The organism is Streptomyces sp. NPDC088350 (assembly GCF_044753545.1).
Classification (GTDB): Bacteria; Actinomycetota; Actinomycetes; order Streptomycetales; family Streptomycetaceae; genus Streptomyces.
On the sequence record NZ_JBIVNL010000004.1, the window covers coordinates 555,957 to 581,619 of the forward strand.

General features: G+C 69.1%; 21 protein-coding genes and 3 pseudogenes. 7 read left to right on the plus strand and 17 right to left on the minus strand.

Features of this window, described 5'->3' with window-relative positions; genetic code table 11:
- Positions 1 to 45: 45 nt before the first annotated feature.
- Both ACIQBL_RS16440 and ACIQBL_RS16445 read right to left on the minus strand, forming a co-directional pair.
- On the minus strand, positions 46 to 1,686 hold the full coding sequence (locus ACIQBL_RS16440; RefSeq protein WP_401941855.1) for a multicopper oxidase family protein: 1,641 nt from the start codon (positions 1,684 to 1,686) through the stop codon (positions 46 to 48).
- A 75-nt stretch (positions 1,687 to 1,761) separates the two neighbouring features.
- On the minus strand, positions 1,762 to 2,202 hold the full coding sequence (locus ACIQBL_RS16445) for a hypothetical protein (protein WP_401941858.1): 441 nt from the start codon (positions 2,200 to 2,202) through the stop codon (positions 1,762 to 1,764).
- A 219-nt stretch (positions 2,203 to 2,421) separates the two neighbouring features.
- Here ACIQBL_RS16445 and ACIQBL_RS16450 point away from each other — a divergent pair, with 219 nt between their 5' ends.
- Positions 2,422 to 3,639 carry an Ig-like domain-containing protein gene (locus ACIQBL_RS16450; RefSeq protein WP_401941861.1) on the plus strand — a complete coding sequence of 406 codons (1,218 nt, stop codon included), beginning with the start codon at positions 2,422 to 2,424 and terminating at the stop codon, positions 3,637 to 3,639.
- Positions 3,640 to 3,718: 79 nt separating this feature from the next.
- Positions 3,719 to 5,149 carry a hypothetical protein gene (locus tag ACIQBL_RS16455; protein WP_401941864.1) on the plus strand — a complete coding sequence of 477 codons (1,431 nt, stop codon included), beginning with the start codon at positions 3,719 to 3,721 and terminating at the stop codon, positions 5,147 to 5,149.
- 418 nt (positions 5,150 to 5,567) lie between these two features.
- Here the strand turns inward: ACIQBL_RS16455 and ACIQBL_RS16460 are convergent, their stop codons facing one another.
- The 15 genes and pseudogenes from ACIQBL_RS16460 to ACIQBL_RS16530 form a co-directional block, all read right to left on the minus strand.
- Positions 5,568 to 6,470, minus strand: coding sequence for a UTP--glucose-1-phosphate uridylyltransferase (locus ACIQBL_RS16460; protein WP_401941866.1), 903 nt, complete (start codon positions 6,468 to 6,470; stop codon positions 5,568 to 5,570).
- A gap of 111 nt (positions 6,471 to 6,581) precedes the next feature.
- Positions 6,582 to 7,886: a condensation domain-containing protein gene (locus ACIQBL_RS16465; RefSeq protein WP_401941869.1), complete on the minus strand. Its 1,305-nt coding sequence runs from the start codon at positions 7,884 to 7,886 to the stop codon at positions 6,582 to 6,584.
- Positions 7,883 to 8,983, minus strand: a complete 1,101-nt coding sequence (locus tag ACIQBL_RS16470; RefSeq protein ID WP_401941871.1) for a hypothetical protein — start codon at positions 8,981 to 8,983, stop codon at positions 7,883 to 7,885. The genes ACIQBL_RS16465 and ACIQBL_RS16470 overlap by 4 nt, the downstream gene beginning before the upstream one ends.
- Entirely contained in the window at positions 8,980 to 9,660 is a 681-nt protein-coding gene (locus ACIQBL_RS16475) for a phosphotransferase family protein (RefSeq protein WP_401941874.1), read from the minus strand. Before ACIQBL_RS16475 ends, ACIQBL_RS16470 begins: the two co-directional genes overlap by 4 nt.
- A complete protein-coding gene (locus ACIQBL_RS16480; RefSeq protein ID WP_401941877.1) occupies positions 9,633 to 10,670 on the minus strand; it encodes a lysylphosphatidylglycerol synthase domain-containing protein in 1,038 nt (345 codons plus the stop codon). Before ACIQBL_RS16480 ends, ACIQBL_RS16475 begins: the two co-directional genes overlap by 28 nt.
- Positions 10,667 to 11,662, minus strand: coding sequence for a Gfo/Idh/MocA family protein (locus tag ACIQBL_RS16485; protein ID WP_401941880.1), 996 nt, complete (start codon positions 11,660 to 11,662; stop codon positions 10,667 to 10,669). The genes ACIQBL_RS16480 and ACIQBL_RS16485 overlap by 4 nt, the downstream gene beginning before the upstream one ends.
- A complete protein-coding gene (locus ACIQBL_RS16490; protein ID WP_401941882.1) occupies positions 11,652 to 12,959 on the minus strand; it encodes a hypothetical protein in 1,308 nt (435 codons plus the stop codon). The genes ACIQBL_RS16485 and ACIQBL_RS16490 overlap by 11 nt, the downstream gene beginning before the upstream one ends.
- The gene (locus ACIQBL_RS16495) at positions 12,956 to 13,240 is read right to left on the minus strand and encodes an acyl carrier protein (RefSeq protein WP_401941885.1); all 285 of its coding nucleotides are present in this window, start codon (positions 13,238 to 13,240) and stop codon (positions 12,956 to 12,958) included. Before ACIQBL_RS16495 ends, ACIQBL_RS16490 begins: the two co-directional genes overlap by 4 nt.
- 4 nt (positions 13,241 to 13,244) lie before the next feature.
- Positions 13,245 to 14,282, minus strand: a complete 1,038-nt coding sequence (locus tag ACIQBL_RS16500) for a radical SAM protein (protein ID WP_401941888.1) — start codon at positions 14,280 to 14,282, stop codon at positions 13,245 to 13,247.
- Between the two features lie 188 nt (positions 14,283 to 14,470).
- Positions 14,471 to 14,599, minus strand: a complete 129-nt coding sequence (locus ACIQBL_RS16505) for a hypothetical protein (protein WP_401942536.1) — start codon at positions 14,597 to 14,599, stop codon at positions 14,471 to 14,473.
- Positions 14,559 to 14,672, minus strand: a pseudogene (locus tag ACIQBL_RS16510) (2-oxoacid:ferredoxin oxidoreductase subunit beta); the annotation flags it as partial. The pseudogene ACIQBL_RS16510 and the gene ACIQBL_RS16505, both read right to left, overlap by 41 nt.
- A 28-nt stretch (positions 14,673 to 14,700) precedes the next feature.
- Positions 14,701 to 15,055 (minus strand): annotated as a pseudogene (locus tag ACIQBL_RS16515) (2-oxoglutarate ferredoxin oxidoreductase subunit alpha); the annotation flags it as partial.
- A gap of 343 nt (positions 15,056 to 15,398) precedes the next feature.
- Positions 15,399 to 15,749, minus strand: a complete 351-nt coding sequence (locus tag ACIQBL_RS16520) for a hypothetical protein (protein ID WP_401941891.1) — start codon at positions 15,747 to 15,749, stop codon at positions 15,399 to 15,401.
- Between the two features lie 169 nt (positions 15,750 to 15,918).
- Positions 15,919 to 16,104: pseudogene (locus tag ACIQBL_RS16525) on the minus strand (BlaI/MecI/CopY family transcriptional regulator); the annotation flags it as partial.
- 129 nt (positions 16,105 to 16,233) lie between these two features.
- The gene (locus ACIQBL_RS16530; protein ID WP_401942527.1) at positions 16,234 to 17,472 is read right to left on the minus strand and encodes an ROK family protein; all 1,239 of its coding nucleotides are present in this window, start codon (positions 17,470 to 17,472) and stop codon (positions 16,234 to 16,236) included.
- A gap of 284 nt (positions 17,473 to 17,756) precedes the next feature.
- Between ACIQBL_RS16530 and ACIQBL_RS16535 the strand changes: the two genes are divergently transcribed.
- From ACIQBL_RS16535 to ACIQBL_RS16555, 5 genes are all read left to right on the plus strand, one after another.
- Positions 17,757 to 19,139, plus strand: coding sequence for an extracellular solute-binding protein (locus tag ACIQBL_RS16535; RefSeq protein ID WP_401941894.1), 1,383 nt, complete (start codon positions 17,757 to 17,759; stop codon positions 19,137 to 19,139).
- Positions 19,136 to 20,065: a carbohydrate ABC transporter permease gene (locus tag ACIQBL_RS16540; RefSeq protein ID WP_401941896.1), complete on the plus strand. Its 930-nt coding sequence runs from the start codon at positions 19,136 to 19,138 to the stop codon at positions 20,063 to 20,065. Before ACIQBL_RS16535 ends, ACIQBL_RS16540 begins: the two co-directional genes overlap by 4 nt.
- Positions 20,065 to 20,961: a carbohydrate ABC transporter permease gene (locus ACIQBL_RS16545; protein WP_401941899.1), complete on the plus strand. Its 897-nt coding sequence runs from the start codon at positions 20,065 to 20,067 to the stop codon at positions 20,959 to 20,961. Before ACIQBL_RS16540 ends, ACIQBL_RS16545 begins: the two co-directional genes overlap by 1 nt.
- Positions 20,962 to 20,991: 30 nt before the next feature.
- Complete coding sequence (locus ACIQBL_RS16550; RefSeq protein ID WP_401941901.1) at positions 20,992 to 24,054, plus strand: alpha-mannosidase; 3,063 nt, start codon at positions 20,992 to 20,994, stop codon at positions 24,052 to 24,054.
- Between the two features lie 356 nt (positions 24,055 to 24,410).
- The gene (locus tag ACIQBL_RS16555) at positions 24,411 to 25,028 is read left to right on the plus strand and encodes a hypothetical protein (RefSeq protein WP_401941903.1); all 618 of its coding nucleotides are present in this window, start codon (positions 24,411 to 24,413) and stop codon (positions 25,026 to 25,028) included.
- Positions 25,029 to 25,663 lie beyond the last annotated feature (635 nt).

The following is a 25,663-nucleotide window of genomic DNA, read 5'->3' on the forward strand; positions in this document are numbered from 1 at the left end:
CCCACCTCGAAGCGATGAGCGCACCCGAGCGATGAGCGGAGAGCGTCAGGCCTTGTAGGCGACGTTCGCCATCATGCCGGCCTCACCGTGGTAGGCGTTGTGGCAGTGCAGCATCCACTGGCCCGGGTTGTCGGCGTCGAGGAACACGGACACCGTCTTCTTGGGCAGCACGATCGCGGTGTCCTTGCGCGGGCCGGTGGCACCGAGTTGGTACGTGTGGCCGTGCAGGTGCATCGGGTGCCACATCTCGGTCGTGTTGACGAAGTCGAGCCGTACGCGCTGACCCTCCTCGATGACGATCGGGTGCGCCTCGGGATTGTTCATGTCGAACGGGGTGTCGTTGATGGACCAGTTGTACTTCATCATGTTGCCGGTCAGCTTGATCCGGTGCGTGACGTCGGTCTTGGCGGACTTGAGCCGTACGTCGTCGGTGGCCTGCAGCTGGGACGCCGTCATGATCATGCCGCTGAGTTCCTTCGGCCGGACGGTCGCAGACGGCTTGCTCCCGGAGCCCGTACGCACCAGGGCGAGGCCGTTGGCGTTCTTGCCCTCGGCCAGAGCGACAAGCGGGAAGACTCCCTCGCCGAGGGTCACGAGGACGTCGTACCGCTCCCCCATGCCGACCAGCAGGGCATCCACCTCCTGGTGCTGGACCGGGAAGCCGTCGGTGTGGGTGATCGTCAGCTTGTGGCCGCCGAGGGCGACCCGGTAGGCGGTGTCCGAGCCGGCGTTGATGATCCGCAGGCGCACCTTCTTGCCGGGCTTGCCGGTGTAGACGTCGGGGTCGGCGGCCACCCTGCCGTTGATGAGGTGGTGCGGGTACGTCACGTCGCCGGCGTCGCCGCCGAGCAGCGTGCTGGTGGCGCCCGTGAGCATGAACTTCTTGGACATGCCGCCGGACGAGGAGGCCGAGGCGGACGGAGAGGCGGAACCGCCCATGTCCATCCCGCCCATGTCCCCCATGTTGCCCATGCCGGTGTCCGAACTGCTGGGGCTCGCACTGCCACCCATGTCCATGCCGCTCATGTCACCCATGTCGGCCATGCCGCGCTTGAGTTCGGCCAAGGCGTCGTCGGGGGTGCCGGTGACGCCGTCGAGCCAGTCGTCGAGGAGGACGACCCACTCGTCGTCGTACGACAGCGGCTCCTTGGGGTCCTCGACGATCAGCGGGGCGTACAGGCCGCGGTCGAGCTGGACGCCGACGTGCGGGTGGAAGAAGTACGTGCCGGGGTCGGGGGCGATGAAGCTGTAGGTGAAGGTGGAACCGGCCCGCACGGCGGTCTGGACGGCGGGCGGCACTCCGTCCATGTCGTTGCGCAGCGCGATGCCGTGCCAGTGGATCGACGTGGTGGTCTTGTTCGGGAGCTGGTTGGACAGCTCGGCGACGAGAGTGTCACCGGCGGACAGCCGGACCTCCTTGCCGGGGGTACGGCCGTCGAAGGCCCAGGTCCTGGGCATGACCCCGCCGCCCAGGTCGATCATCGCGGGTGCCGCGGTCAGGGTGACCTTCTTCCGCCGTCCCGTGGCTTTGCGCTTCATGTCGGCGGCGGTGACGGCCGAGGCGGTGGGGCTGACCAAGGCGTTGCCGCCGCCGGAGCCGGAGCCACTGCTGCAGGCAGCGAGCGCGCCCGCTCCGGCGGCTCCCAGGCCGGTGAGCAGGACGGAGCGTCGGTTGATGCTGTTCATTGCGTTGTGTCCTCTGAATCGCAACTGCCGATGTGGTCACGGAGGGACGGCACATCGCGCGCCGTCCGGCCCGGCCTATAGGCGCAGTTGAGAGAGGACGGAGAGGTCTGGCGGAGCGCGGCCGACCAGTGCACCGGGTGTGCGTCCCGCCGCGGCCTGCCGCAGGCTCACCAGGGGGTCGTACGAACTCTGGCCCGGTACGGCGAGCTGCACGGTGTCGACGCTCGCCGTGGTGCAGTGCTGCATGCCGGACATGGCGCACCCACCGTTATCGACGTCGTGCGAGGAGGCGTCCGAGACCGACGTTGCCGCACCGCCGCCCATCACGTGTACGACCTGGGCAGAACCCGGCATCACGTGCCCGGCATGGACCGACCCCGACATGGCCGACGACGTTCCCGTCGCGGACGTCTCGTGGTGGACGAGCACGGCCAGCGCGACGCAGAGGGTGAGGAACACGCCGTACGTCCAGCGGACGGCTGTGCCGCCTCCGCTGTGCGCTGTCCGTGTCGCCATGATCTCCACCTGTGTCGCGGGTACCGATCGCCGAAGTCGGCATCCTACCCCCAGGGGGTACCAGGAACCGACGAGACTACGAAAAAATTTAGTAGCCGCGGAAGAAGTCTGACACGCGCCACAATCGGCACCGGCAGCGCCCCGACGCGGGGGAACCGAAGGAGTCCGTCGATCGTCTACGAACATACTTAGATCATTAGGTAAAGAAGAGGAAGCATCATGGGACAGCGCCCGACAGCACGGCCGGTCCGCCGTACCGCGCGATCGCTCGCGCTCACCTCGGCCACCGTCGCCGTCCTCGCCGCATGCAGCTCCGCCGGCGGCAAGGCGGACAGCGGCGCGGACACGGCGGCCGGCGACGGCAGGAACGGCGGACCGGCCGCGATAGCCGTGGCACCCGGCGACGGCGACGCGAAGGTGCCGGTCGGCCGGAAGGTCACCGTGCGCGCTCAGGGCGGCTCCCTGTCCACTGTCGCGGTCACATCCCCTGGCCCCGGCACACTCTCCGGCACCTGGTCGAAGGACAAGTCCGTGTGGACCTCGACAACACCGCTCGCCCCGGGCGCCACCTACACGGTGAGGGCCCATGGCAAGGCGTCCGGCGGGTCCGCTCTCAACAAGAGCGCCTCCTTCACCACCGAGGCGGCCAAGAGCAGCTTCGTCGGCGAGTACTACCCCGACAAGGGCACGAAGGTCGGCGTCGCGATGCCGGTCTCGATCACCTTCAACAAGCCGATCGGCGACAAGGCGGCGGTGGAACGGAAGCTCAAGGTCACCGCGTCCCCCGAGGTCGAGGGCTCCTGGAGCTGGATGAAGGACCGCGACGGCAGGGACCGCGTCGACTACCGCCCCGAGAAGTACTGGAAGACCGGCACGGACGTCACCCTGCGCATGGACCTCGCGGGCGTGGACGCGGGCAGCGGGGTCTACGGCACCCAGCAGCACGTCGTGAACTTCCGCATAGGCGACGCCGTGACCAGCACCGTCGACGTCAGGAAGAAGACCATGACGGTCGCGAAGAACGGCAGAACGCTGCGAACCCTGAAGGTCTCCGCCGGCAAGAAGGGCTTCGAGACCTGGAACGGCACGATGGTGGTGTTGAGCAAGGTCCCGACCATCCGCATGAACTCCTCGACCGTCGGCATCTTCGGCCCCGAGGCATACAACCTCGGCTCGGTGAAGTGGGACGTCCAGCTCACCCCGTCCGGCACCTATGTCCACGCGGCACCCTGGAACGCGGGCAAGTTCGGCGTGGTCAACGGCAGTCACGGCTGCATCGGCATGAGTACGAGCGACGCCAACTGGTTCTACGACCAGGTCCACCTCGGCGACCCGGTCACCGTCTTCAACTCCGTCGACACGGTGGCGACCAACAACGGCTACGGCGACTGGAACGTCGGCTGGACCACCTGGAAGAAGGGCAGCGCGCTGAGCTGACACACCGGTTTCTCCATACCCCCAGGGGGTATATTCTCGCCGTATCGGCCATCGTCGACCACGAAAGCGGACGAGGACCATGAACCGGCTCATCACCGCGGCTGCCAGCGGGCTGCTGGCGCTGTTCAGCATGTACTGGGACGACTCCCTGCACACCGACGTGGGCCGGGACACCTTCTGGAGCGCACCGCACGCGCTGCTCTACGGTTCCCTCACGGTGACCCTCGCCGCCACCGCGTGGTGGGGGATCGGGAGGATCCGCGGCCAGGGCCTCGGCCTCCGTGGGGCTGCGACGGACCCTCTGCTGCGATGGGCGGTCGTATCCGCCGGTTCCATCGGGATCTCGGCCCCGGCGGACGCGGCCTGGCACACCGCGTTCGGCCGCGACGCGGTGCTCTGGAGCCCGCCCCACCTCCTCGCCGTCATCGCGACGTTCGCCCTCGCCGTCACCCTGCTCCGGGCGATCGCCTCCGAGGGCGGAGGCCTGCCGATGACGCTCGGCGGGGGGCTCGTGCTCGCGGCCTCGCTGGCGCCGGTCATGGAGTACGAGTCCGACGTGCCGCAGTTCTCGGCGGTCTGGTTCCTCCCCGCCGCCACGGCCGGGACGACCCTGGCCATCGTGCTGATCCGCCGGTTCGACACACGCCCGTGGGCCGTCACACGCGCGGCCCTGGTCGTCACCGCCGTACGACTCGCGGTGATCCCGGTCCTCGCCGGGCTCGGGCACTCCACGCCGATCGTGCCGCCCGTGCTCGCCGTCGCCCTCGTGGCCGACCTGGTCAGCAGGTGGCGTACGTCGCCGTGGTGGTCGGCACTCGTCGTTCCCCTCGCCGTGCATGCGGCGTACGTACCGCTGCTTCCCGTCCTGCCGCACGGCACGACTGTCGCGGCCGATCAGGTCGTCCCGTCCCTGCTCCTCTCGTTGGGGGGCTCGGTCTTGATCTTGCTCGCCGCCGAGGGGCTGCCACAGACTCTGCTCCCTCCCATCCGGACGGCCGGGCTCACGGTCGCCGTGCTGACGCTCACGCTGCCCCTGCTGTCGGCCGGGCGCGCGGCCGCACACGACCCCGGCCAAGGGACTGATGCCGGCCAGGCCCAATGGCGGGCGACGGTGCGCGGATCCCGGGTCGACGTCACGGTGACTCCGGAGCGGAGCACCTCGGATCGCGCCACTCTTGTCGTACGGCGCGCCGGGAAGAAGCTGACCGCACCCCTGACGCCGTCCGGCAACGGCGTCTACCAGGGGAACATCACGGTGTCGGAGTCCGGCCGCTGGTTCGTCTACGCCACGTTCTCCGGCTCCGGGGCATCGACGACGGAGTCATGGATCCCGGTCGAGGCCGGCTCCTCCCAACTCCTGCGCGAGACTCGGCCCTTGTACGTTCCCGCCCCGCAGAAGGACGGCGCGGGCCGGACGGCCGCCACCGTCGCGCTGTACGGGCTGGCGGCAGCGATCCTCCTGACCATCGCCCGCTCAGGCCGCCGCACGCCTTCACCAGCAGCGGCCTGATCCACTTCAGTATCTACGTACATGGCCGGGATCGCCGCCGTCTCCCTCGGCCTCGGCGGCTCCGGCACGACCGCGCAGGCCGCGCCGAAACCGGCTGTCCAACCCTCCGCAGCCAACGACGAGTTCGACATCCCGCTCAGCACACTCAGCCGGGAGGCCGACGACTTCGCCGACCGCGCGAGCCGTTCGCAGCAGCGCGTCGGCCTTGAACAGCGGCGACCTGGGGAGCAGGAACTCAGGGAGGCCGAGGCGGCCAGCAAGAAGGCTGAGGCCGGCGTCAGAGCCTGGACCGTCATCGGCTGCGCCGGCAGCTCTGGCAACTCGTCGGGCCCACACCTCCGTCTGGAGGTCCACCCGGGCGGTGGCGCCGCCGTGGATCCGCCGGCGTGGCTGCGCGGCCATGACCTCGGCGAGAGGTTCAGCCGGACTGGTCCGTCCCGGCGTCGGCGTCGAGGTCGTACGCGAGCCGGCGCAGTGCCGGGCCGTACTCGGGGTGGGCGAGGGCGTGGGCGAACTGGGCTTCGAGGTACGCCTGCGGGGAGCCGGTGTCGTACCAGGTTCCGGCGATGACCTGCCCGTAGACCGGATTGGCGGAGGCGTAGGCGTCCAGGGCGTCGGAGAGGTAGATCTCGCCCTGCGGGTTGAGGCGCCAGCGGCGGGTCTGCTCCTCCAACTCGGCGACGATGCCTGGGGTGATCACGTATCCCCCGATCGCGGCGTACGGCGAAGGGGCGTCCTTCGGCTTCGGCTTCTCCATCAGGCCGGAGATGCGTAGGCGACCGCCGCCGAGGTCGTCCTTGACGACCGGCACGCCGTAGCGGGAGGAATCGGCGGGGTCCATCGGCATCAGGGCCAGGACCGGGGAGCCGGTGGCCTCGTAGGCCGCCTTGAGCTGCTGGGCGCGCGGGATGTCGGAGACGAAGACGTCGTCCGCCCACAGGACCATGAACGGCTCGTCGCCGATGATGCGGGAGGCGTTGAGGATGGGGGTGCCGTTGCCGTACGGCCCGTTCTGGTGGATGAAGCTGACGTGCGCGGCGAGGTCGGAGAGTTCGCGCACGGTGTCGGCGAGGTCGTGTTTGTCGGTGGTCCGCAGTTGCAGCTCCATGTCGGTGTCGGGGGCGAAGTGCTGCTGGATCAGGGTCTTGCGGCTGGAGGTGACGATGGTGATGTCTCTGATCCCGGAGGCGATGAGTTCGCGCACCGTGTGCTCGATCACCGGCTTGTCGCCGATGGGAAGCATTTCCTTGGGCAGGGCCTTGGTCAGCGGGAGGAGGCGGCTGCCCAGGCCGGCGACCGGGATCACAGCTTTGCGGATCATGGGATTCCTATCGGGTTCGGCGGGATGGGTGATGCCCAACGGGGTGCGCCGGCCTGGCACTTGGCGTCACCGACGGCATGTGGCGGCGCGGTGAGAAGTCAGCGGACTCGGTCACCGCGAGGCGGTCTCCCGCATCGCGCAGAGCCGTGCCAGATGTGAACGGAAGTCGTCGAGCAGCGCGAGAGCGCCGGCCTCGCTGAACTCGGCCGCGTCGTAGGCGGTCCGTCCCACAAGAGCGCCCTGCGGGGTGCGTCGAACCCGCAGGAAGAAGCCCATGTGGTTGTCCTCCAGCTCGGTGCCGGTGGAGTGGACGACTCTGCCGTGCGCCTGGCCGAAGACGAAACCGGCGGTGTCTACGTTCGGGAGGTACTCGAACATGCGGTACCAGGTCGGCTCCTGGCCCGTGAGTCCGGGAACCAGTTGGGGGACGGTTCCCAGAAGATCTCGCAGGGGGAACTGCGCGCGTGGGTAAGTGGCTGTGACGGAGGTCCGGACCCTGGTCACCCATTCGGGCCCGGACTCGCCCGACCGGGTGCGCAACCGCAGCACGGTGGGATAGATGAAAGGGCCGACCAGCTGCCGGGCTTCCTGACGGTCGCGCTGCTCGAAGACAGTGGCCAGCAACAGGTCATCGGTGTCGGTGCGGCCCCGCAGTGCGAGGGCGAACGCGGCCAGGAGCGTGGTGAACGGCGTGCTGCGATGGCGTCGCGACCAGGCGAGCACCGTGCGCATCTCGGCGTGGTCGAGCAATTCGGTGCGCAGCACCCGGCTGGCGGGGGACGACCCAGGTCGGAAGGAGATGTCGCGTTCGTACCGGGGCGGCTGGACGCCGGCGAGCGCGGTCCGCCATGCCTCGCGGTCGGATGCTGCCCGGCCGGCCAGCCGCTCGACCTGCCAACGCGCGTACTGGCCGTACTGCATTGTGTTGGGCGGCATTCGCTGTCCGCGCAGCCGGGCGCTGTACAGCGCGGCCAGTTCGGTGACGGCCAGCCGCAGGGACGTCGGATCGACGGCGAAGTGGTGGAAGACCAGTCCGATCAGGTGCTTTCGCGGGTGGCAGGTGAGGAGGAATCCCCGGACGGACGGAGGCATGCCGAGATCGACCCGAGTCCTTTCCAGGAGGGCCGCCAGCCGGTTCGCGTCGGTTGCGGGGTCGCCGGACGTGTCGAGCGGCTCCAGCTCGGCGTCCTCGACGGACTCGATCTCCATCTGGGTGGTGCCTGCCACGGGTCGGGACCGGAGGGGTTCGTGCCACGCGATCAGGTCCCGGAACGCTGCGTCGAGGGCCTGGGGGTCAAGTGCTCCCTGCACGTCGACGACGATGTTCATGGTGTTCCGGGGGTGGGTGACGGCGCCGGGCCGGATCTCCTCCGCCTGTATGGCGTTCCTCTGGGAAAGGGACATCTCGCGTCTCATCGTGCGCGCTCCTTGATCAGGGAGTCCGGGTAGCTCGTGGCGCGGGCTCGGGCGTCGAGCAGGCGGTGGTGCATGCCTTCGAGGAGCGCACGGGACCGCCCGCTCCGCTGCCAGGCGGCGTACGGGATCCCGAAGCCGAGTCGCTCCCACAGACGTGCGTTGTGTGCCTCGTGTGCTCCGAAGGGCTCAAGCAGGACGACGGGGGTCGCTGCGGCCAGCGAGTCCATCAGGGTGCCGCCGCCGGGCTTGCTGATCATCGCCGTGGCGCTGCGGGCCAGGTAGAAGGAATCGTGGTGCGCTGCGGATCGCCGGAAGTCGACCGTGCCGTCGGACTCCACCTGGCCGAACGGCGGGAATCCGTCGTCGTGCCAGGGGTGCCAGTGCGGGTCGATCATGAAATACCGGCAGTCAGGAGCGCGGGCCTGGGCTCCGGCGCCGGGGATGTCTCCGCGCTCGTACGCGATGATGTCCAACGCCAGCCCGCAGTCGGCCAGTTCGCGGGCACGGGCCGCGTACGTCCCCATGCCCCAGCCGCCTCCATGGACCAGGAAGCGGGGTTCCCGTTCCGCCCAACCGACCGGTTCGGCCGGGCTCACCGGGATGGTCCGGGCGATCGCACCCGCGTGTTCCTCCAGCAGCCAGACGTCCCGGCAGCCTGTCCGCGCTCCGTCTGCCCCCGTGTCCGACGACGCGGCAGACGTGAACGAGGGCGACGCGACCGAGTCGACGTGGCAGGCATGGACACGGACGCCGGGCCGCTGTGCGGCGTACCACCGGGCGGCGGGCAGCCAGAATCCGGAGAGCACCACGAGCAGGTCCACCTCTGCGGACGTCCACTCGGCGAACAGCGCCCGGACGGCTTCCTCGTCCAGGCCCGCGGAGTTCTGGTTCGACAGCCGCTGTCCGGCCAGAGCCAGTCGGAAGTCGCGGTGAAAGGCGTGCTTGGACGCGGGTATCCGGCTGCGTCTGTCCGGCGGCAGGTACCGCTCGAGGACGTCGACGCGGACCGGTCGGCCGGACTCGGTGAGCCGGCGGGCCAGCAGCAGTCCCGGTACGTGCACTCCCAGTGCCACGCCCGAGGTGAGGACGGCGATCATCGGTCGGCCTCGGTGGCGAGGGCCAGGTTACGCGGCGCGTCCTTCAGTTTGTGGCGGCAGAAGCGCTGGGTGACGAGATGCCGGGGACCTGCGTAGCCTCGGGGCACCGCCTCGACGATCATGATCAGGTACAAGTAGGCCTGGTAGAGGGTGAGGCGCCGGCACAGCCGAGGTGTGAAGTCGACCTGTCCTCCGGCCACGCGGTACCCGGCCACCAAGGCGGCGTCCTTCTCGATGTCGTCGAACAGCGCCAGGGAGACGAAGTCGGCGTGCGGGTCACCCCCGAAGGCCCGCTCGGCGTCGATGAGTCCTTCGATGCGCGGTCCTGCCGCGCCGGTGTCCAGCACGAAGTTTCCCTCCCACAGGTCGAAGTGGACCAGCGTCGGTGTGATGACCTCGGCCCGCCTGGTGCCGTGCAGTCCGGTCTCCGGTTGCGGGTAACCGAACGTAGGCCCGTGGATCCGGTGCAGACCGGCCACCAGTTGGCCGAGCTCGTGCCGCAGTCGGCGGCGCACCGGGCTGGTCGGCTGCCTGCGCGCGCGGTGCCACGACGTCCCTCGCAGAGCGGAGGTGACCAGGAAGTCGCGGCCGAGGACGGCGGTGGCTTGGCCGAAGGCCCGGCTCACCGCTGCGGACAGCTCCTCGCCGCTCACCGCTTGTCCGGTTCGACTGTGCACGGTGCTCCCTCCTTGGCTGTGTGGCCGGTGCCGGACCGCAGTAGTCGGATCATGGGAGCCGCGAAGAACGCGCTGATCAGGGCACGGGACAGCAGGTAGGCGGTGGACCACAGCAGGCTCAGGGCGACCGCGTCGGAGCGCGGCAGCAGCTTCCACGTGTCGGTGAGCAGCAGGACACAGACTCCCTGCGGACCGCCGAACCCCCCGACGGAGACGGGCAGTTGGGTGGCGAGCAGGAACAACGCGCCGAACTGCGCGAGGTGTCCCGGGCCGAGCCGGTGGCCCGAGCCGAGCAGCAACAGCCACCAGGCGGCGAGCATTGCCAGCGCCAGGGCGAGCCGCAGCGCCAGTTGCACCGTCATCTCGGCAGGGCTGCTACGGATGAAGGCGGCCAGGAACGCACTGCGGCGTATCCGGGGGAAGACCCGACGTGCCGCCGGCAGCCAGGCCCAGAACAGGAGGAGAGCCAGTACCACGCACGCGCTGATGCCCAGCAGCACGACGCCTGCGGACAGTCCGGTACTGCCGAGCGCCGCGCCGCCCAAGACGAATGCGATCACCGCGGCAACTTCGGCGATGGTCAGGACCTCGGTGGCTCCCAGGGTCCGTGCCATCCCCACCCGCCAGTGGCGGTGAAAGTACACCGGGGCGATCAGCTTGGTGAGAGGCGGGAAGATCAGCCCGAGGAGCTGTTTGCCGCACACGATCGTCACTACGTGACGGACGGGCACCTGCGGGGTGAGATGGCGGCGGTAGACCAGCGTGAACCCGGTGGTGTCCAGGGCGTAGAACGCCACGGTGTAGCCCAGGGCCGCCAGAGCGATCACCCCTGGGTGGGTTTCGTGGAGGGCCCGGGCCAGAGCCGTCCGGTCGACTCCGCGCAGCGCCCACCAGCAGATCGCACCCGCGGCGCCCGCTGTGGCCAAGGCGCCGGTGGTCCTGCGCAGCGGTCCTTTGCGCGCGGGGGCAGGTGGGCCCGCATTGACGGGTGTTCCGACGGCTCCGGTCATCGTCCGGACCTTCCGCTGAGGGCATCGAGGTAATCGAGGTAGATGTCCTCCATGACGGCGACCCGCTCGGCGGCGGCGTCCGAGCAATCCACAGCACCTGGCTGGTCCAGCGTGCGGAGAATCCGGGAGAGCTGGTCGTCGTAGGAGACGGACTGTTCGAAGGACGCGACCCGGTGCCGGCCGTCCTGAGGGGCGATGACCAGATTGACGGGGAACGGCCCGGCAGCCGGTCGCAGGAAGTTGTTCAGCCGTATCCGGCCGCCGGTGAAGGTGAACTCGTGCTCCGCGCGATGCGGCTCGGCCAAGGCCGCGTCAAGCGTGGCGCGCCGACCGGACAGCCAGGTCAGCGTGGCCGTGAAGTCCAGGTCCGCACCGCCCGGACCGCTGAAGTCGGAGTGACCGCCCACCGTGGCCTTGGCGAGACCGACCGTGGCCTGTAGGGCCTGCAGCCAGTAGCTCGCAGTGTCGAGAAACGCGCCGCCGCCCAGCTCGGGCACGAAGCGGTAACCGGAGCCGACCGGGACGTCGAAGGCGATCCGGGAGCGGATCCCGGTCAGTTCGCCCCATTCCCGCGATGCGATCAGGGTTCGGATCACGGCCCGCCAGGGGTGATGGGCGGTCATCACCACCTCCATGACGTGGACACCTCCGGCCAACGCGGCGATCCGCAGCGCGTGCAATTCGTGGCGCCCCAGGCACAGCGCCTTCTCCACGATCACGTCCTCGCCCGCGCGGGCGGCCTCTGCGGCCCACTGGGCGTGAGCCGAGTTGTGCAGCGACACAGAGTCGGTGTCGATGCCCGGGTCGGCGAGCAATGCCCGGTAGTCGGGGTGGGCGACGGGGATACCGTGGGTCGCGCGGAAGGTCTCGGCCCGGTCGGCGGTACTGGCTGCGACTGCCCGCACCCGTATGCCGGGCCGCCCGGCCGAGGGCCCTACGATGGCCCGCTCCGCGATCCGGGTCGCGCCGAGCAGCCCGACCTCATGGAGCATGTGACACCTCAGTGGGATGCCGGCCCATCAGGTCCAGGGCCTCGCCCATGATCTCGTCCAGCAGACGGTCCTCTTCCTGGCTGCGGGCCACCACGGCGTAGTAAAGACGGCCTCGCGGCGGCCGCAGTGTGCCGACTGTCAGCGGAAGCAGCCCTGCACGGTCCGCCCGGAGCAGTGCGCCACGTTCGTCCAGGACGGTCGTCAGTCGGTCGAAGACACGAGAGGCCGTGGACGGTTCGGGCAGGCGCACCGTACGGACGGACAGCCGGGCCGTCCTGCCCGGACCGGCCAGCCGCCGCTCAAGGGCCAGGCTGATCAGGCCCATCGAGACCCGGGGATTGATTTCGAGAACCGGGACGAGGGCGCCGTCGCGCAGCAGCATCGAGTCGACACAGACCGGACCGTGGTACCCCTCTGCGGCCAGGGCCGCGCCGACGCCATTGATCAACTCCCGGTAGCCGGCCTGGGCGAGACGCTGTTCCAATGCTGCCGGGAGGGGACGTGATCCGGTGTAGGAGAACTCCGCGTTCTGCATGAGCCTGATGCCGCGCCGGCGGATCTCGCCGTCCCCGGTGACGTGGATCTGCGCCGAGAAATCGGCGGCCCGGTCGTAGTGGGGCTGCACGAGCAGCTCGACGGCCGCGCCCTGGTCCACCTGCCGCTGAAGGACCCGGGCGACGGTGCCCAGCGTCCGCGGCGATGACACCGCGATGGTGCCGCGACCGGCCACACCGTACGGGTCCTTGATGACCACTGTGCCGGATCCGAGCTGTTCCACCTGTGCCAGCAGTTCCGGCACGGACCTGGCCACGGTGCCGGCGCCGCGGAGTCCCATGGTCCGTGCCAGCGCGTTGGACCATGTCTTCGAGGAGACCCGGCGCACCACGTCGACACCGGGCAGATCCGCCCGCAGACCGCAGGCGCGGATCAGGGATGCGGTCTCCGGCAGGACGGCGTAGGGCGCCAGGCCGTAACCGGCCAGGTCTCCGGGCGGTGCATGCAGCAGCCGCTGCTCGACCGTCAGGTGCGTGTCGTCGTCGGTACCGGCGGGCGGTGCTGCCCGGTACCGCGGCGCGATGCCCGCTCCGGCCAGGACACCGATGAACGAGTCCGGCAGGGACGACCCGGTGATCAGCAGGTCATCGGGGCCGCACAGTACGGCGAGCAGCTCATCCATGGCGGCGACCACCCGGTCGCCGTCCGGGCTTCGGACAGCGGGGAGCGTGGCCAGCCCGCTCGGACGCCAGCTGCGCTCGGCGTCGAACGTGCCGAGGCGGATCAGCTTGCTCTCGCTCATATCGGCCGGCGCTGATGCTGCTGCGCGTCGGCCGTCACGAATGCGCAGAACTGTCGTACCGAGTCGAGCTGTACGAGCTCCAGACTCTCGAAGTCGAGTTCCAGGTCGAACTCGTCCTCGATGCGGAGCAGGAACGTGATCATTTGGATCGAGTCGAGCCCGAGTTCGTTGACGATTCCGGTGTCGTCGGTGATATCGGCCACCAGATCCTGGCCGAGGATCCCGCCCAGGACGGCCTTGACCCGTTCCTGGACCGAGGCACCCGATCCATAACCGTTCACCTGGTCACACTCCGTTCAGATAGAGAAGGATGCACTTGGAGCAGACGGGCATCAGTCCGGTGCCGCTGAGCACCTCTCGCACCCGGCGGAACGGCTCGCCCTGCCAGACCTCGGCGACGCTGTTCGCGTAGAGGTCTCCGATGACGAACTCGGGGAAGAACTTGCAGGAGCTGACCTTGCCGTCGGCGTGCACCTCCAGCCGGTTGGACACCGCCAGACAGCGGCTGCGCTGCTGCGCCGGCTGCGGCGTGCCCAGGACGAAGTCGGCGACCTCATCGGGTTCCAGCTGCGGCTGGTACCGGATGCGCACCCGCCAGGTCCGTTCGGCGAGCTTGGCCATGGAACCGCGCAGCGTCTCGATGAGGTCGGGGTTCAGGCGGTAGGTGTAGGAGTGCCAGGTCGGTTTCGCGCCGGGGGACGGCTGGTCGAGCCACTTGAAGGACTTCTCGTACAGTTCGTCCATGGACTGGGCCACCGGCGGGCTGATGTACCAGGGGAACTGGAAGTAGACGGAGTTGACGCCGAGTTCCTCGGCCCACTCCATGAACTCGTACATGCCGCCCACGGTTTGGTCGCTCACCATGCATGAGATCGAGATCTCTCCCTCGAACTCTCCTGAGCGCTGGAGGTCGAGCATCGTCTTGATGTTGCGGATCGTGCGCGGGAAGGTGCCGCGTCCGCGGAGCGCCTCGTGATCGCCGCCGAGACCGTCCAGGCTCACCAGCAGATTCAGGCCCGGCCCGAGCGGTAACAGGTGGGGCAGATTGCGCTCCAGCATCAGGCCGTTGGTGCACATGTTGATGGTGCGCGGGGTCCGCGCCAGCAGCTCCGAGATCTCCGCGAAGCGGGTGTGCATCAGCGGCTCGCCGCCCCAGAGGAAGACCTTGGCCCGCGTCTCCTCGGTGGCCCGCAGCACCCGGTCGACCACGTCCACGTCCAGCTCGGTGCGTTGCTTCTCCTTGCTGAAGTCGTGGAAGAAACCCTGATCGCTCCACTGGTAGCAGTGGTCGCATCGCAGATTGCAACGATAGGTCAGCTGCATGCTCACCTCACGCGGCATCGGCGTCGCGTATCCCGGATCCAGGACGAGGTTTCTCCGGGTCTCGGAGCGAATAGCGACGGTGCGTCGCAGATCGGCGAATTCGCTGGAATTCAACTTGCGGTCTGTTTTCGGATGCACAGTGCATTCCTCTTGTTGTCGGCCTGGAACGCGTTCGCGCTGCGGTGCCTTCAGCTGCGTGCGGGCCCGGTGACGGTCCAGGTGTCGTTACCGGCGAGGAGTGCGCCCAGGCCGCCCTTGCCGTGTTGTTCGACGGCCCGTTCCACGATGTCCGACTGGTTGGCCGGCCCGGAGCACACCGGTGAGGTGCTTGCGGTCGAAGTCGATGGTGCGGGCGACGAAGGACACCTCGGCGCCGATGGCCAGCGAGACCGTTGCGGCGCAGGGCGTGGATGCGCCCGACGCGTCGGACGGCCTCGGTGATGGGCCCATACGTGGAGCCCCAGCCGAGCACCAGTGTGCGTGCGTGCCCGGAAGGGTCGTCGACGGCGATGTCGGGGACGGTGATGCCGTCGGTCTTCGCCTGCCGGGTGCGGACCATGAGGTCGTGGTTGGCCGGGTCGTAGGAGATGTTGCCGGTGCCGTCCTGTTTCTCGATGCCGCCGATGCGGTGTTCGAGTCCCGGTGTGCCGGGGACCGCCCACGGCCGGGCCAGGGTCTGCGGGTCCCGCTCGTACGGCCAGGAGACCTCGGTGCCGTCGGCAGCAGTGTGGCTCGGTCGGGTGGCCAAGTGCACACAGGTCCGGGAGTTCGTCGGTACCGGCCGGTGATCCGGGGGGACAGTCTTGTTGTCGCTGTGGTCGGCCATGTCAGGTGCACTCCGGGGCAGGGACGGCGGGATGTGCGCGTACACCGGCGGTGTCGTCGGCGTCTTCCACGCTAGGGACGCCATCGGCAGCGGCAGCCAAGAGGCGATGCAGCGGAACGTCAAGAAAACGCGGCGGAGGGCGAGTTGGGGGGCGGCAGGACCGCTCTGCGCCCCGCGCGCAACCCCGGGACACGGGCGTTTCTCGCCCTCTGCCCATGGATGCCATGCTCGTGTGCGGGCATCGACGTCCCGGCCGTGCTGCGGCCGGACGTCGCCCCTCAAGGGATGTGTCAGGCCGTCGTGGTGACGGCGACCGTGTGATACCCGGAGGCACCGGTCGGGAACGGTTCGCGGGGAACAGCGCTCTGCAGCACTCCGCCCCGCCCCGCACAGCGCGCCTGGATCGTGTGGGGGCCCGGCGGCGGCGAGAGCGGCAGCCGCCAGCGACGCCAGGCCGCGGGGGCGAGTTCGGCGGCGAGTTCGGCGGTCTGCCAGGGGCCGCCGTCGACCCTCACCTCGACCGCCTCGCCCCCGTACGGGGGCGCCCAGGCCACTCCGGCGCACACCACCGGGGTGCTCGACCGCGGCCGGGCCGATGCCGAGAACGACCCGGGCTCAGCCGAGGCGATCCCGGAAGCCACCGGTCGTTGATCGTGCCCTCGGCGCGAAGCGGCCTTCAGAACAGGCACTGCAGTTGTCCGGTGGTGTCGTAGTGAGCCGTGTAGCCGACGAGCCCCTGGGTGCTGGACGTTGGCGCAGCAGCCAGTCGAGTCGGTCAGGAGGGTGTCAACAGTGTCGAGGGAGAGAGTGGTGGACGAGCGCGGCCGAGAGGTCCCTGCTCGCCCGCAGGCCGTCCTCCATCAGTGCGGCGGCGTATGCCTCACGGCTGCGGACCGGCGAGTACAGCCAGGCACGGCCCTCGCGCACTGTCGCCGGACGGTTCCACGTCCAGAGGCGATCCATGATCTCCGCCTCCAGGTCCCCCAGCCGCCGCATGGGCCCGGCTTCCCTTCACCGCCGAGTACGTAATGTCATAGTAGACGCCTCAACTGCCCTAAGGACCAGGTGCCTTGTCCGGTGACGTTCTGACAGGCGGACATCCGAAGGCCGGCCGTCGCCGATGTGTCACCGTGAGGTGTCCGTCAGCATGCGCCATCCCGGTGCGTAGTTGCCGTGCAGCACCAGCGACGCCGCCCCCACCGCACCCACGGTGTCCCCCATGACGCTCTGCTCGACGGCGACCGAGCGGATCGTACGGGCGACGGAGGTGCGGTTGACGGCGGTCTCGATCTCCTCCCGCATGATCGGCTCGATGCCGCGCAGCGCCTCGCCGCCCAGGACGACCCGGCTGACGTCGAGGAGGCTCGCGGCGCCCCGTGCGGCCTCACCGATCCGGCGCGCGGCACGGCGTACGACATCACAGGCATCGGGATCGCCCCCGCGGGCGGCGCGGCGCAGCGCCTTCCAGTCGTGGTGCACGGAGTCGGGCGTGCCGGTCAGGCCGATGCGGTCGGCGGCGTCCCGGCCGTGCAGCCGCAGCAGGTCGTCGATGATCGCGGGCGGGCTGACGTACGGGCCGAGACAGTCGAGGGCGCCGCAGTGACAGACGCGGTCCCCGGGTTCCACCGCCATGTGGCCGAACTCGCCGGCATTGCCCGAATCGCCGTGCAGCACCGTGTTGTTGAGGACGATGCCGGCGCCGATGCCGGTGCCGAGGTAGATGAACAGGAAGCTGCCCGCCCGCTCGGCACCGCCGATCCAGCGTTCGCCTATCGCCGCGGCTGTGGCGTCGTTGTCGAGGGCGACGGGCAGTCCGGTGGCCTCGGCGAACATGTCCGCGAGGGGGACCCGGCCCCAGCCCGGGAAGTTCGGCGGGGAGACGACGGCGCCGGTGGTGCCGTCGAGCGGTCCGGGGGCGGCGATGCCGAGCCCGAGCAGGCGGGAGCGGTCGACGCCGGTACGGTCGACGAGTCGCCCGGCGGCGCGCGCGACCCGCTCCACGACGTCGGCGGGGTCCTCGGCGTCGGTGAGCCTCAGCCGGCGTCCGCCGATCACGTGGCCGGCCAGGTCGACGACGACGATGACGGCGGCGTCGGGGTCGAGGTGGACGCCGACGGCACAGGCTCCGTCGGCCCGGATGGTCAGGAGGGTGCGGCGCTTGCCGCCGCTGGAGGGGGCCTGGCCGGATTCGGCCACCAGGCCGGCGTCGAGCAGCTTGCGGACGACGTTGGAGACGGTCTGGTTGGTCAGGCCGGTGATGTCGGCCAGCTCGACCCGGCTGACCTCTCCCGTGGTCCGGATGGCGTCCAGCACGACGGCCTGGTTGTAGCCACCGACCCGCGGCAGGTTCGTCCCGCTGAGCATCGTCACCTGTCAGTCACCTGAGCCCCTCACGTCAACCCCCGCTCCCCCTCGACCCGGTCGCGCAGCCGTCCGGGAGGCATACCGGCGGGTCCGCCAGTGGCCGAAGTTTACATACTCGAAGCATTGACTTCATCCATCAAATGGATTTAGCTAACGCCCACCAAATCCGGCTATGACGGCCAGACAGCGCAGGGCGGCGCCGAGCGTGGGGCGCCGTCGGTCTGGCCTCCCGTCCGGTCAAAATCCCGGCTTTCCCTCAGGTTTCGCGTTCCGGAGGAACCACTGTGCGCTCGTCGAGAATCGTCACCGCCGCGGCCCTGACCGCCGCCACCGCCCTGGCCGTCACCGGCTGCGGTTCGGGCTCTTCAGGCAGCTCGTCCAAGTCGATCAAAGTCGTCTACTGGCAGAACCTGGACAGCACGAACAAGCTCCAGGCCACCTTCCTCTCCTCGATGGTGAAGGAGTTCACCAAGGCCAACCCGGGCACCAAGGTCACCCTCGTGCCGGTGACCGCCTCCGAGAACGACTACTACACGAAGATCCAGCTCATGATGCGCTCCCCCTCGACCGCTCCCGACCTGGTCTACGAGGACACCGCACTGATCAACTCCGACATCGCGGGCGGCTACCTCAAGCCCCTCGACGCCTACACGGCGAAGTGGAGCGACTGGTCGCAGTACGCCAAGGCCGCCAAGGGGGCGGTGACCGGCGCGTCGGACGGCAAGACCTACGCCGTGCCGGACGACACCGACACCCGGGGGATCTGGTACAACAAGCAGCTTCTGCAGAAGGCCGGGGTCTCCGTGCCCTGGCAGCCCAAGACCTGGGCCGACGTGATCGCCACCGCCAAGAAGGTGAAGGCGAAGCTGCCGGGTGTCACCCCGCTGAACCTCTACACGGGCCAGGCGGGCGGTGAGGCGTCCTCCATGCAGGGTTTCGAGATGCTGCTCTACGGCACACCGGCCGGCGACAAGTCGCTCTACGACGCCTCGCAGAAGAAGTGGGTGGTGGGCAGCCAGGGCTTCAAGGACGCGCTGGACTTCGTCCACACCGTATACAGCCAGGGGCTGGGTCCGGCGAAGGAGCAGGCGCTCGGCGCCAACTTCGGGACCACCGTGGGCACCGAACTGATCCCCGAGGGCAAGCTGGCGATCGACATCGACGGCTCCTGGATGCCCAACAACTGGAGTTCCGCGGCGGCCAAGCCCTGGACCGAGTGGCAGTCGGTGATGGGCACCGCGGCCATGCCGACGCAGAACGGACAGGCACCCGGCCGTACCAGCATGTCCGGCGGGTGGGCCTGGTCGATCCCCGCGAAGGCGGGCAACTCGGATCTCGCCTGGAAGTTTTTGTCGACCACCCTCCAGACCAAGGCCAACGCCGCTCAGTGGAACGCGACCAACGCGAACATCGCGGTGCGCACGGACGTCGCCTCCGACTCGACGTATCTGAACTCGGTGCCGACCAACAAGTTCTTCACCGAGCTGGTCGCCGACACCCACTACCGGCCCGGCCTGCCCGCCTACAACCAGGTCTCCACCGCGATCCAGAAGGCGATGGAGTCCGTGACGACCGGTCAGGCATCCGTCGACAAGGCCGCATCGACCTTTGATAACGATGTCAAGGCGGCCGTGGGCGCCGGCAAGACCATCGAGGGCGGCTCGTGACCGCCCTCGCTCCGGCGCCTCACGGGACCGGCGCTCGCCGCCGGTCCCGTGAGGCGCCCGCCCCCGCCGTCCGCACCCTGCTGCGCGGACTGCCGACGCTGCCGGCCGTGGTGCTGCTGGCCGTCTTCCTGGCCGGGCCGATCGCGTACTGCGTGTACTACGCGTTCACCGACATGCAGCTCACCGGCGCCTCCGGTGCCCGCTTCATCGGCCTGGACAACTTCACCCGGGCCTTCCAGGACAGCGACTTCCTCAACGCGGTCAAGCTCACCCTGGTCTTCGTGGTCGGCTCCGCGGTCATCGGCCAGAACACGCTCGGGCTGGCCCTGGCCGTCCTGACGCAGAAGGCCACCAGGCCGGTGCGGGCCCTCGTCAACGGCGTCGTCATCGCCGCCTGGGTACTGCCCGAAGTGGTCGCCGGCTATCTGATGTACGCCTTCTTCTACGACCAGGGCTCGCTCAACTCGCTGTTGGACGCGCTGCGTCTACCGGGACAGAACTGGCTGTACACGATGCCGATCCTGGCGGTGTGCCTGGCCAACGTCTGGCGCGGAACCGCTTTTTCGATGATGGTCTTCACCGCCGCCCTCAACGACGTGCCCCAGGAGTTGACGGAGGCCGCCGAGATGGACGGCGCGAACCCCTGGCAGCGACTGTGGCGGGTCGTCCTGCCCGTCATCAGGCCGTCGATCCTCACCAACCTGATGCTGATCACGCTCCAGACGCTCTCCGTCTTCGGCCTGATCTACACCATGACCCGCGGCGGGCCGGGCAACAAGAGCGAGACGCTGCCGATCTTCATGTACCAGCAGGCCTTCCAGAACAGCCTGATCGGCTACGGCACCGCCATCGCCCTGGTGCTGCTCGTGGTGGGCGCCCTCTTCTCCGTCGTGTACATCCGGCTGCTGAAACTGGAGGACGACTGATGGCCGCCGTCGCCACGCCCCCCGCCACGTCCGCCGGACACACCGCACCGAGGACCGGCACCCCGCGCCGAAGCCGCCGTTTCAGGCCGAGCCGCGTCGCGATCAACGCCGTATTGCTGGCGGTCTCGGTGCTGTACGTCCTGCCGCTGGCGTGGATGCTCCTCGCCTCGGTGAGCGACACCAACTCCTTCCGCCTGACCATGCCTTCGTCGCTGACGCTCGACAACTTCGACGCGGTCCTCAACGTCGACACGACCTACCGGCCGATGCTCAACAGCCTGCTGCTGTGCGGCTTCGGGACCGCGGTGACCGTCGTGGTGTCCGTGCTCGCCGCCTACCCGCTCTCGCGCTACCGCTCACGGGTGCGGCGGCCCTTCCTCTACACGATCCTGTTCTCCACCGGCCTGCCCATCACCGCCGTGATGATCCCGGTGTACAGCATGTTCGTACAGGTCGACCTGATCGACTCGATGCCCGCCACAGCCCTGTTCCTGGCCGCCTCTGCGCTGCCGTTCGGTATCTGGCTGATGAAGAACTTCATGGACGGCGTACCCATCGTCCTTGAGGAGGCCGCCCGCATCGACGGCGCGAACACCATGCAGGTGCTGTGGCGGGTCGTGCTGCCGCTGATGCGACCCGGCGTCGTCGTGGTCACCATCTTCACGTTCATCGGCATGTGGGGGAACTTCTTCGTCCCCTTCATCCTGCTGCTGTCCCCGGAGAAACTCCCGGCCTCCGTCAGCGTGTTCACCTTCCTCAGCGCCCATGACCAGACGCAGTACGGACAGTTGTCGGCGTTCTCCCTCCTCTACTCAATGCCCGTGGTCCTGCTCTATCTGCTGCTGTCGCGCAAACTCGGCGGCGGTTTCGCCCTCGGCGGCGCTCTCAAGGGCTGACTCCCCCCACCCGTACGGAGAAAGACACCCATGCACAACAACCGTGACGTCATCGAACAACGGTTGGCCCGCGTGCTGAACGAGCGGATCCGGCCCGCCGTCCATGCCCGGTCCGTCCGTCTCGACGTGCAGATCTGGAACGTGTCCGGCGAACCGGTGCCGGTGCGCGAGGGCCTGGCCGCCCCCTACCGCCCGGCCCGGGTGGGCGACCACTGGGGACCGGCCTGGTCGACGAGCTGGTTCAAGGTGAGCGGGACGATCCCCGCGGAATGGGCCGGCGAGACAGTCGAAGCCGTACTGGACCTCGGGTTCTCCACCCACTCCCCCGGCTTCTCCGCGGAGGGGCTGGTCTACCGCGCCGACGGCACAGCCGTGAAGGCGCTCAACCCGCGCAACACCTGGGTTCCCGTCGCCGAACGGGCGGAGGGCGGCGAGGAGTTCACGGCCTTCATCGAGGCCGCGGCGAATCCGGTCGTCATGCACACCGCACCCCACGAGCTGACCTTCGGCCCCACTCCGGTGGGCGGGCGCGCACCCTGGCTCGACACCGACGGCGACACTCCGGGCGAACCCCTGTACCGGCTCCGGCGTCTGGACCTCGCCGTCTTCGACCGCACCGTCCACGAACTCGTCCAGGACCTCGACGTCCTGGGGCAGCTGATGCACGAGCTGTCTCCCGACTCCCCGCGCCGCTGGCAGATACTCCAAGCGGTCGGCCGGGCATTGGACGTCATCGATCTCCAGGACGTCGGAGGCAGCGCGGAAGCGGCGCGGGCCCTCCTCTCCCCCGCCCTTGCGGCACCCGCACATGCCGGCGCGCACCGCGTATCGGCCGTCGGGCACGCGCACATCGACACCGCCTGGCTGTGGCCGCTGCGCGAGACGGTCCGCAAGGTCGCCCGCACGGTCTCCAACGTCACCCAACTCATGGACGACCACCCGGAGTTCAAGTTCGTCATGTCCCAGGCGCAGCAGCTGGCCTGGCTGAAGGAACACCGGCCCGAGGTCTACGCACGGGCCCAGGAGAAGGCGAAGACCGGACAGTTCCTGCCGACCGGCAGCCTGTGGGTGGAGCCCGACACCAACATCAGCGGCGGCGAGGCGCTGGTACGCCAGTTCGTCCACGGCAAACGGTTCTACCTGGAGGAGTTCGGGGTCGAGACCGAGGAGATGTGGCTGCCCGACACGTTCGGCTACAACGCGGCACTGCCCCAGCTGATGAAGCTGGCCGGGGTGCGCTGGTTCCTGACGCAGAAGATCTCGTGGAACACCACCAACAAGTTCCCGCACCACACGTTCTGGTGGGAGGGCATCGACGGCACCCGCGTCTTCAGCCACTTCCCACCCGTCGACAGCTACAACGGCGAGCTGTCCGGCGCCGAAGTCGCCCACACCGTGCGGAACTTCCAGGACAAGGGCCCCGCCAACCACTCCCTGATCCCGTTCGGCTACGGCGACGGAGGCGGCGGTCCCACCCGCGAGATGCTCTCCCGCGCCGGACGGCTGAGAGACCTGGAGGGATCGGCCCGGATCGAGATCGAGCGGCCCACCGACTTCTTCGAGCGCGCCCACGCCGAGTACCAGGAGAACGGCGGCGCCCCCGTCTGGTCCGGCGAGCTGTACCTGGAGTTCCACCGCGGCACCCTGACCAGCCAACTGGCCACCAAGCAGGGCAACCGGCGCAGCGAACACCTCCTGCGCGAGGCCGAGTTGTGGGCCGCGACGGCAGCCGTACGCCACGGCCGGCCCTACCCGTACGAGGCGCTGGACCGACTGTGGAAGACGGTGCTGCTGCACCAGTTCCACGACATCCTGCCCGGGACGTCGATCGCCTGGGTGCACCGCGAGGCCGAGGAGACCTACGCGGCCGTCGCCCGTGAGCTGGAAGAACTGATCGGCGTTGCGCAACGGGCACTGGCCGGTCCGGGAGACGGGTCCGTGGTCTTCAACGCGGCACCCCACACCCGCGGCGGCGTCGCGGCATTCGGTGCCGCTCCGCGCTCCCAGCGGCCGGAGGCACCGGTGGCACCGGTGGCGGACGGGGACGGATTCGTCCTCGACAACGGCCTGATACGGGTCGCGGTGGACAGCCGGGGGCTCATCACTTCGGCGTACGACCACGCAGCCTGCCGGGAGGCCCTGGCGCCCGGTACGGTCGGCAACCTGCTCCAGCTGCACCAGGACTTCCCCAACCAGTGGGACGCCTGGGACATCGACGTGTTCTACCGCAACACCGTCCGCGACCTCACGGAGGCACAGTCGGTGACCTCGACCGGCGACGGCGTCCGGGTGGTCCGGGTCTTCGGGGACTCACGGATCGAACAGTGCCTCTCGCTGCCGGCCGGCTCCCGGCGCCTGGTGATCGACACGGTGGTGGACTGGCACGAGCGGGAGAAGCTCCTCAAGGCCGCGTTCCCCCTGGACGTACGGGCCGCGCACTCGACCGCCGAGATCCCCTTCGGTCACGTCGAGCGGCCCACCCACACCAACACCAGTTGGGACGCCGCCAAGTTCGAGGTCTGCGCCCACCGATTCCTCCATGTCGGCGAACCCGACTGGGGTGCCGCCCTGCTCAACGACTCCTCCTACGGACACGACGTCACCCGTGACGTCCGCCCCGACGGGGGTACGACCACCACGGTCCGGCTCTCCCTCCTCAGGGCTGCCCGCTTCCCCGACCCGGACCAGGACCAGGGAACGCACCGGCTCGGCTACGCGCTCCTGATCGGCGCGGACGTCTCCGACGCGACCCGCGAGGGCTACCACTTCAACCTCCCGGAACGCACGGTGCCTGGCGGTTCGACGGTCGCCCCCCTGGTCGCGGTCGACCACGAGGGCGTGGTCGTCGAGGCGGTCAAGCTCGCCGACGACCGCTCGGGCGATGTCGTCGTACGCCTCTACGAGTCCCGTGGCACACGCGCCCGCGCCACCCTCTCGACCGTGTTCCCGCTGGCCTCGGCGACCACGACCGACCTTCTCGAACGCCCCCTCGCGGATCCGGCGAGCCACCGACAAGTCGGCGACGACGTGGAAGTGACGCTGCGTCCGTTCCAGATCCTGACGCTGCGGTTGCGGCCCGCCCCGGGCGACTGACACCACGAGGAAGACAGAAAAGGGGGCCCGAGTCCGGGCCCCCTGGCCATGGCTCCTGCCCGACCCGAAGAAGGACGATGCCCTGCACGGCCCCGTCCCGCGACCGGGCCGTCGTCTCCCCGGCGCGAGGCGTCAGGCTGCCCTCACTCGCACACCGAAGGCCGGAATCGGGACTTCATCTGCTGCGTGGCCCGCGCCACCCGCAGGTGACCCACCTTCCCGTGTGCGGACCATGGCCGTGGTGGCCCAGGACGCGGATCCACCCGGACAGTCCAGACAACCCACAGGTCATGGCGGGATGATGCGGGTACGATCCGCCCTCAGCACCATCCGATGCCCGAGGAGAGGCGGCTGCCATGTCCGAGTTCGACCCGGCGCCCACAGATCTCAAAACACACTACGCCGCCCGGGTGAAGGCGGACCTTGAGCGCAACACCGCGGAGCAGGACCGTATCAACGCCGAAATGGCCGCGCTCCAGGAGCAGTTGCAGTCCCTGCAGCACGACCGGGTGCTGCTGGCAGGCTTGCAGCAGGCGCTGGGCGGCAACAGTCCAGCAGCAACGGGTCCCGGTCCGGAGGAGAAGACCACAGCTGCGCTTGTGGCACCGCAGCAGGCCCCGGCCGAGTCCCGGCCCACCAAGGGGAAGAAGGCCGCCGCAAGGAAGGCCACGGCCAAGAGTCCCGGCGCGTCGACGGCCACACCCGCGGCGAAACAGCCCACCCTGGTGGGCCTCATCCACACCCACCTCGCCCAGCAGACCGAGCCTCGTTCCGCCGCGGAGATCACCTCCGCGCTGGCCGATGCCCACCCCGAGCGTGACATCAAGCCCAAAGTCGTGCGTACCACGGTGGAGGGACTCGTCGCCAAGAGCCGCGTCCACCGCTCCAAGCAGGGCTCGTCCGTCTTCTACACCGTCCTCAGCACCGAGCCGGCCGACGCCCCGAAGGAGCAGAGCGAGCCGGTCACCGCGTGACGCAAAAGGCCGGCCGGATGCCGTCCTTCCCGTGGCCAGAAATTCCAGCACGCCGACGAACACCTGCTGCACTGCACCGGGCTGCTGCCACAGTGCCTCGTTGCGCTCTTCCATGGCGAACCACAGGGTGTAATAACGGGAGATCTGCTCCAGCCGCTCCGGGCTGCTGGTCGGATGCATCAATGCGGTGATGTGCGTGTAATCGCCGAGCAGGAAGGCTGCAAGCCTGTCGTCCGGGAGGACGCCCGTCGAAATGAACCAGTCATGCACGCGGGGCTTGGCCCAGGGGTAGTACGGGCTGACGGAGCACGCGTGCGGGAATCCCAGGTGCGGCATTCCGCGCTGCCGTTGTACAGGGGCCATGGGTGCGTGCCTGGGGCCGACGTGCGCCAGGGGTGTGTAAGCGGGCACCCTGCTCTCGGGAGGGCTGGGCATCTTGTCGGCTTCGCTCGTCGTCGGGACGGAGGTGTGCAGCTCGTCCACCCGGGCCTCCCATCAGGGCCGCAGCGCCTTGGATTCACAGCGTTGATGGCGCGGCTACGCCGGTGCCACAGGCGTTTCCTGTGAGCCGGAATCCGAACGGAGGCCTCGTTGCCACGGCTGTACGTGCTCGACCCGGTGGAGTTCACCTCAGC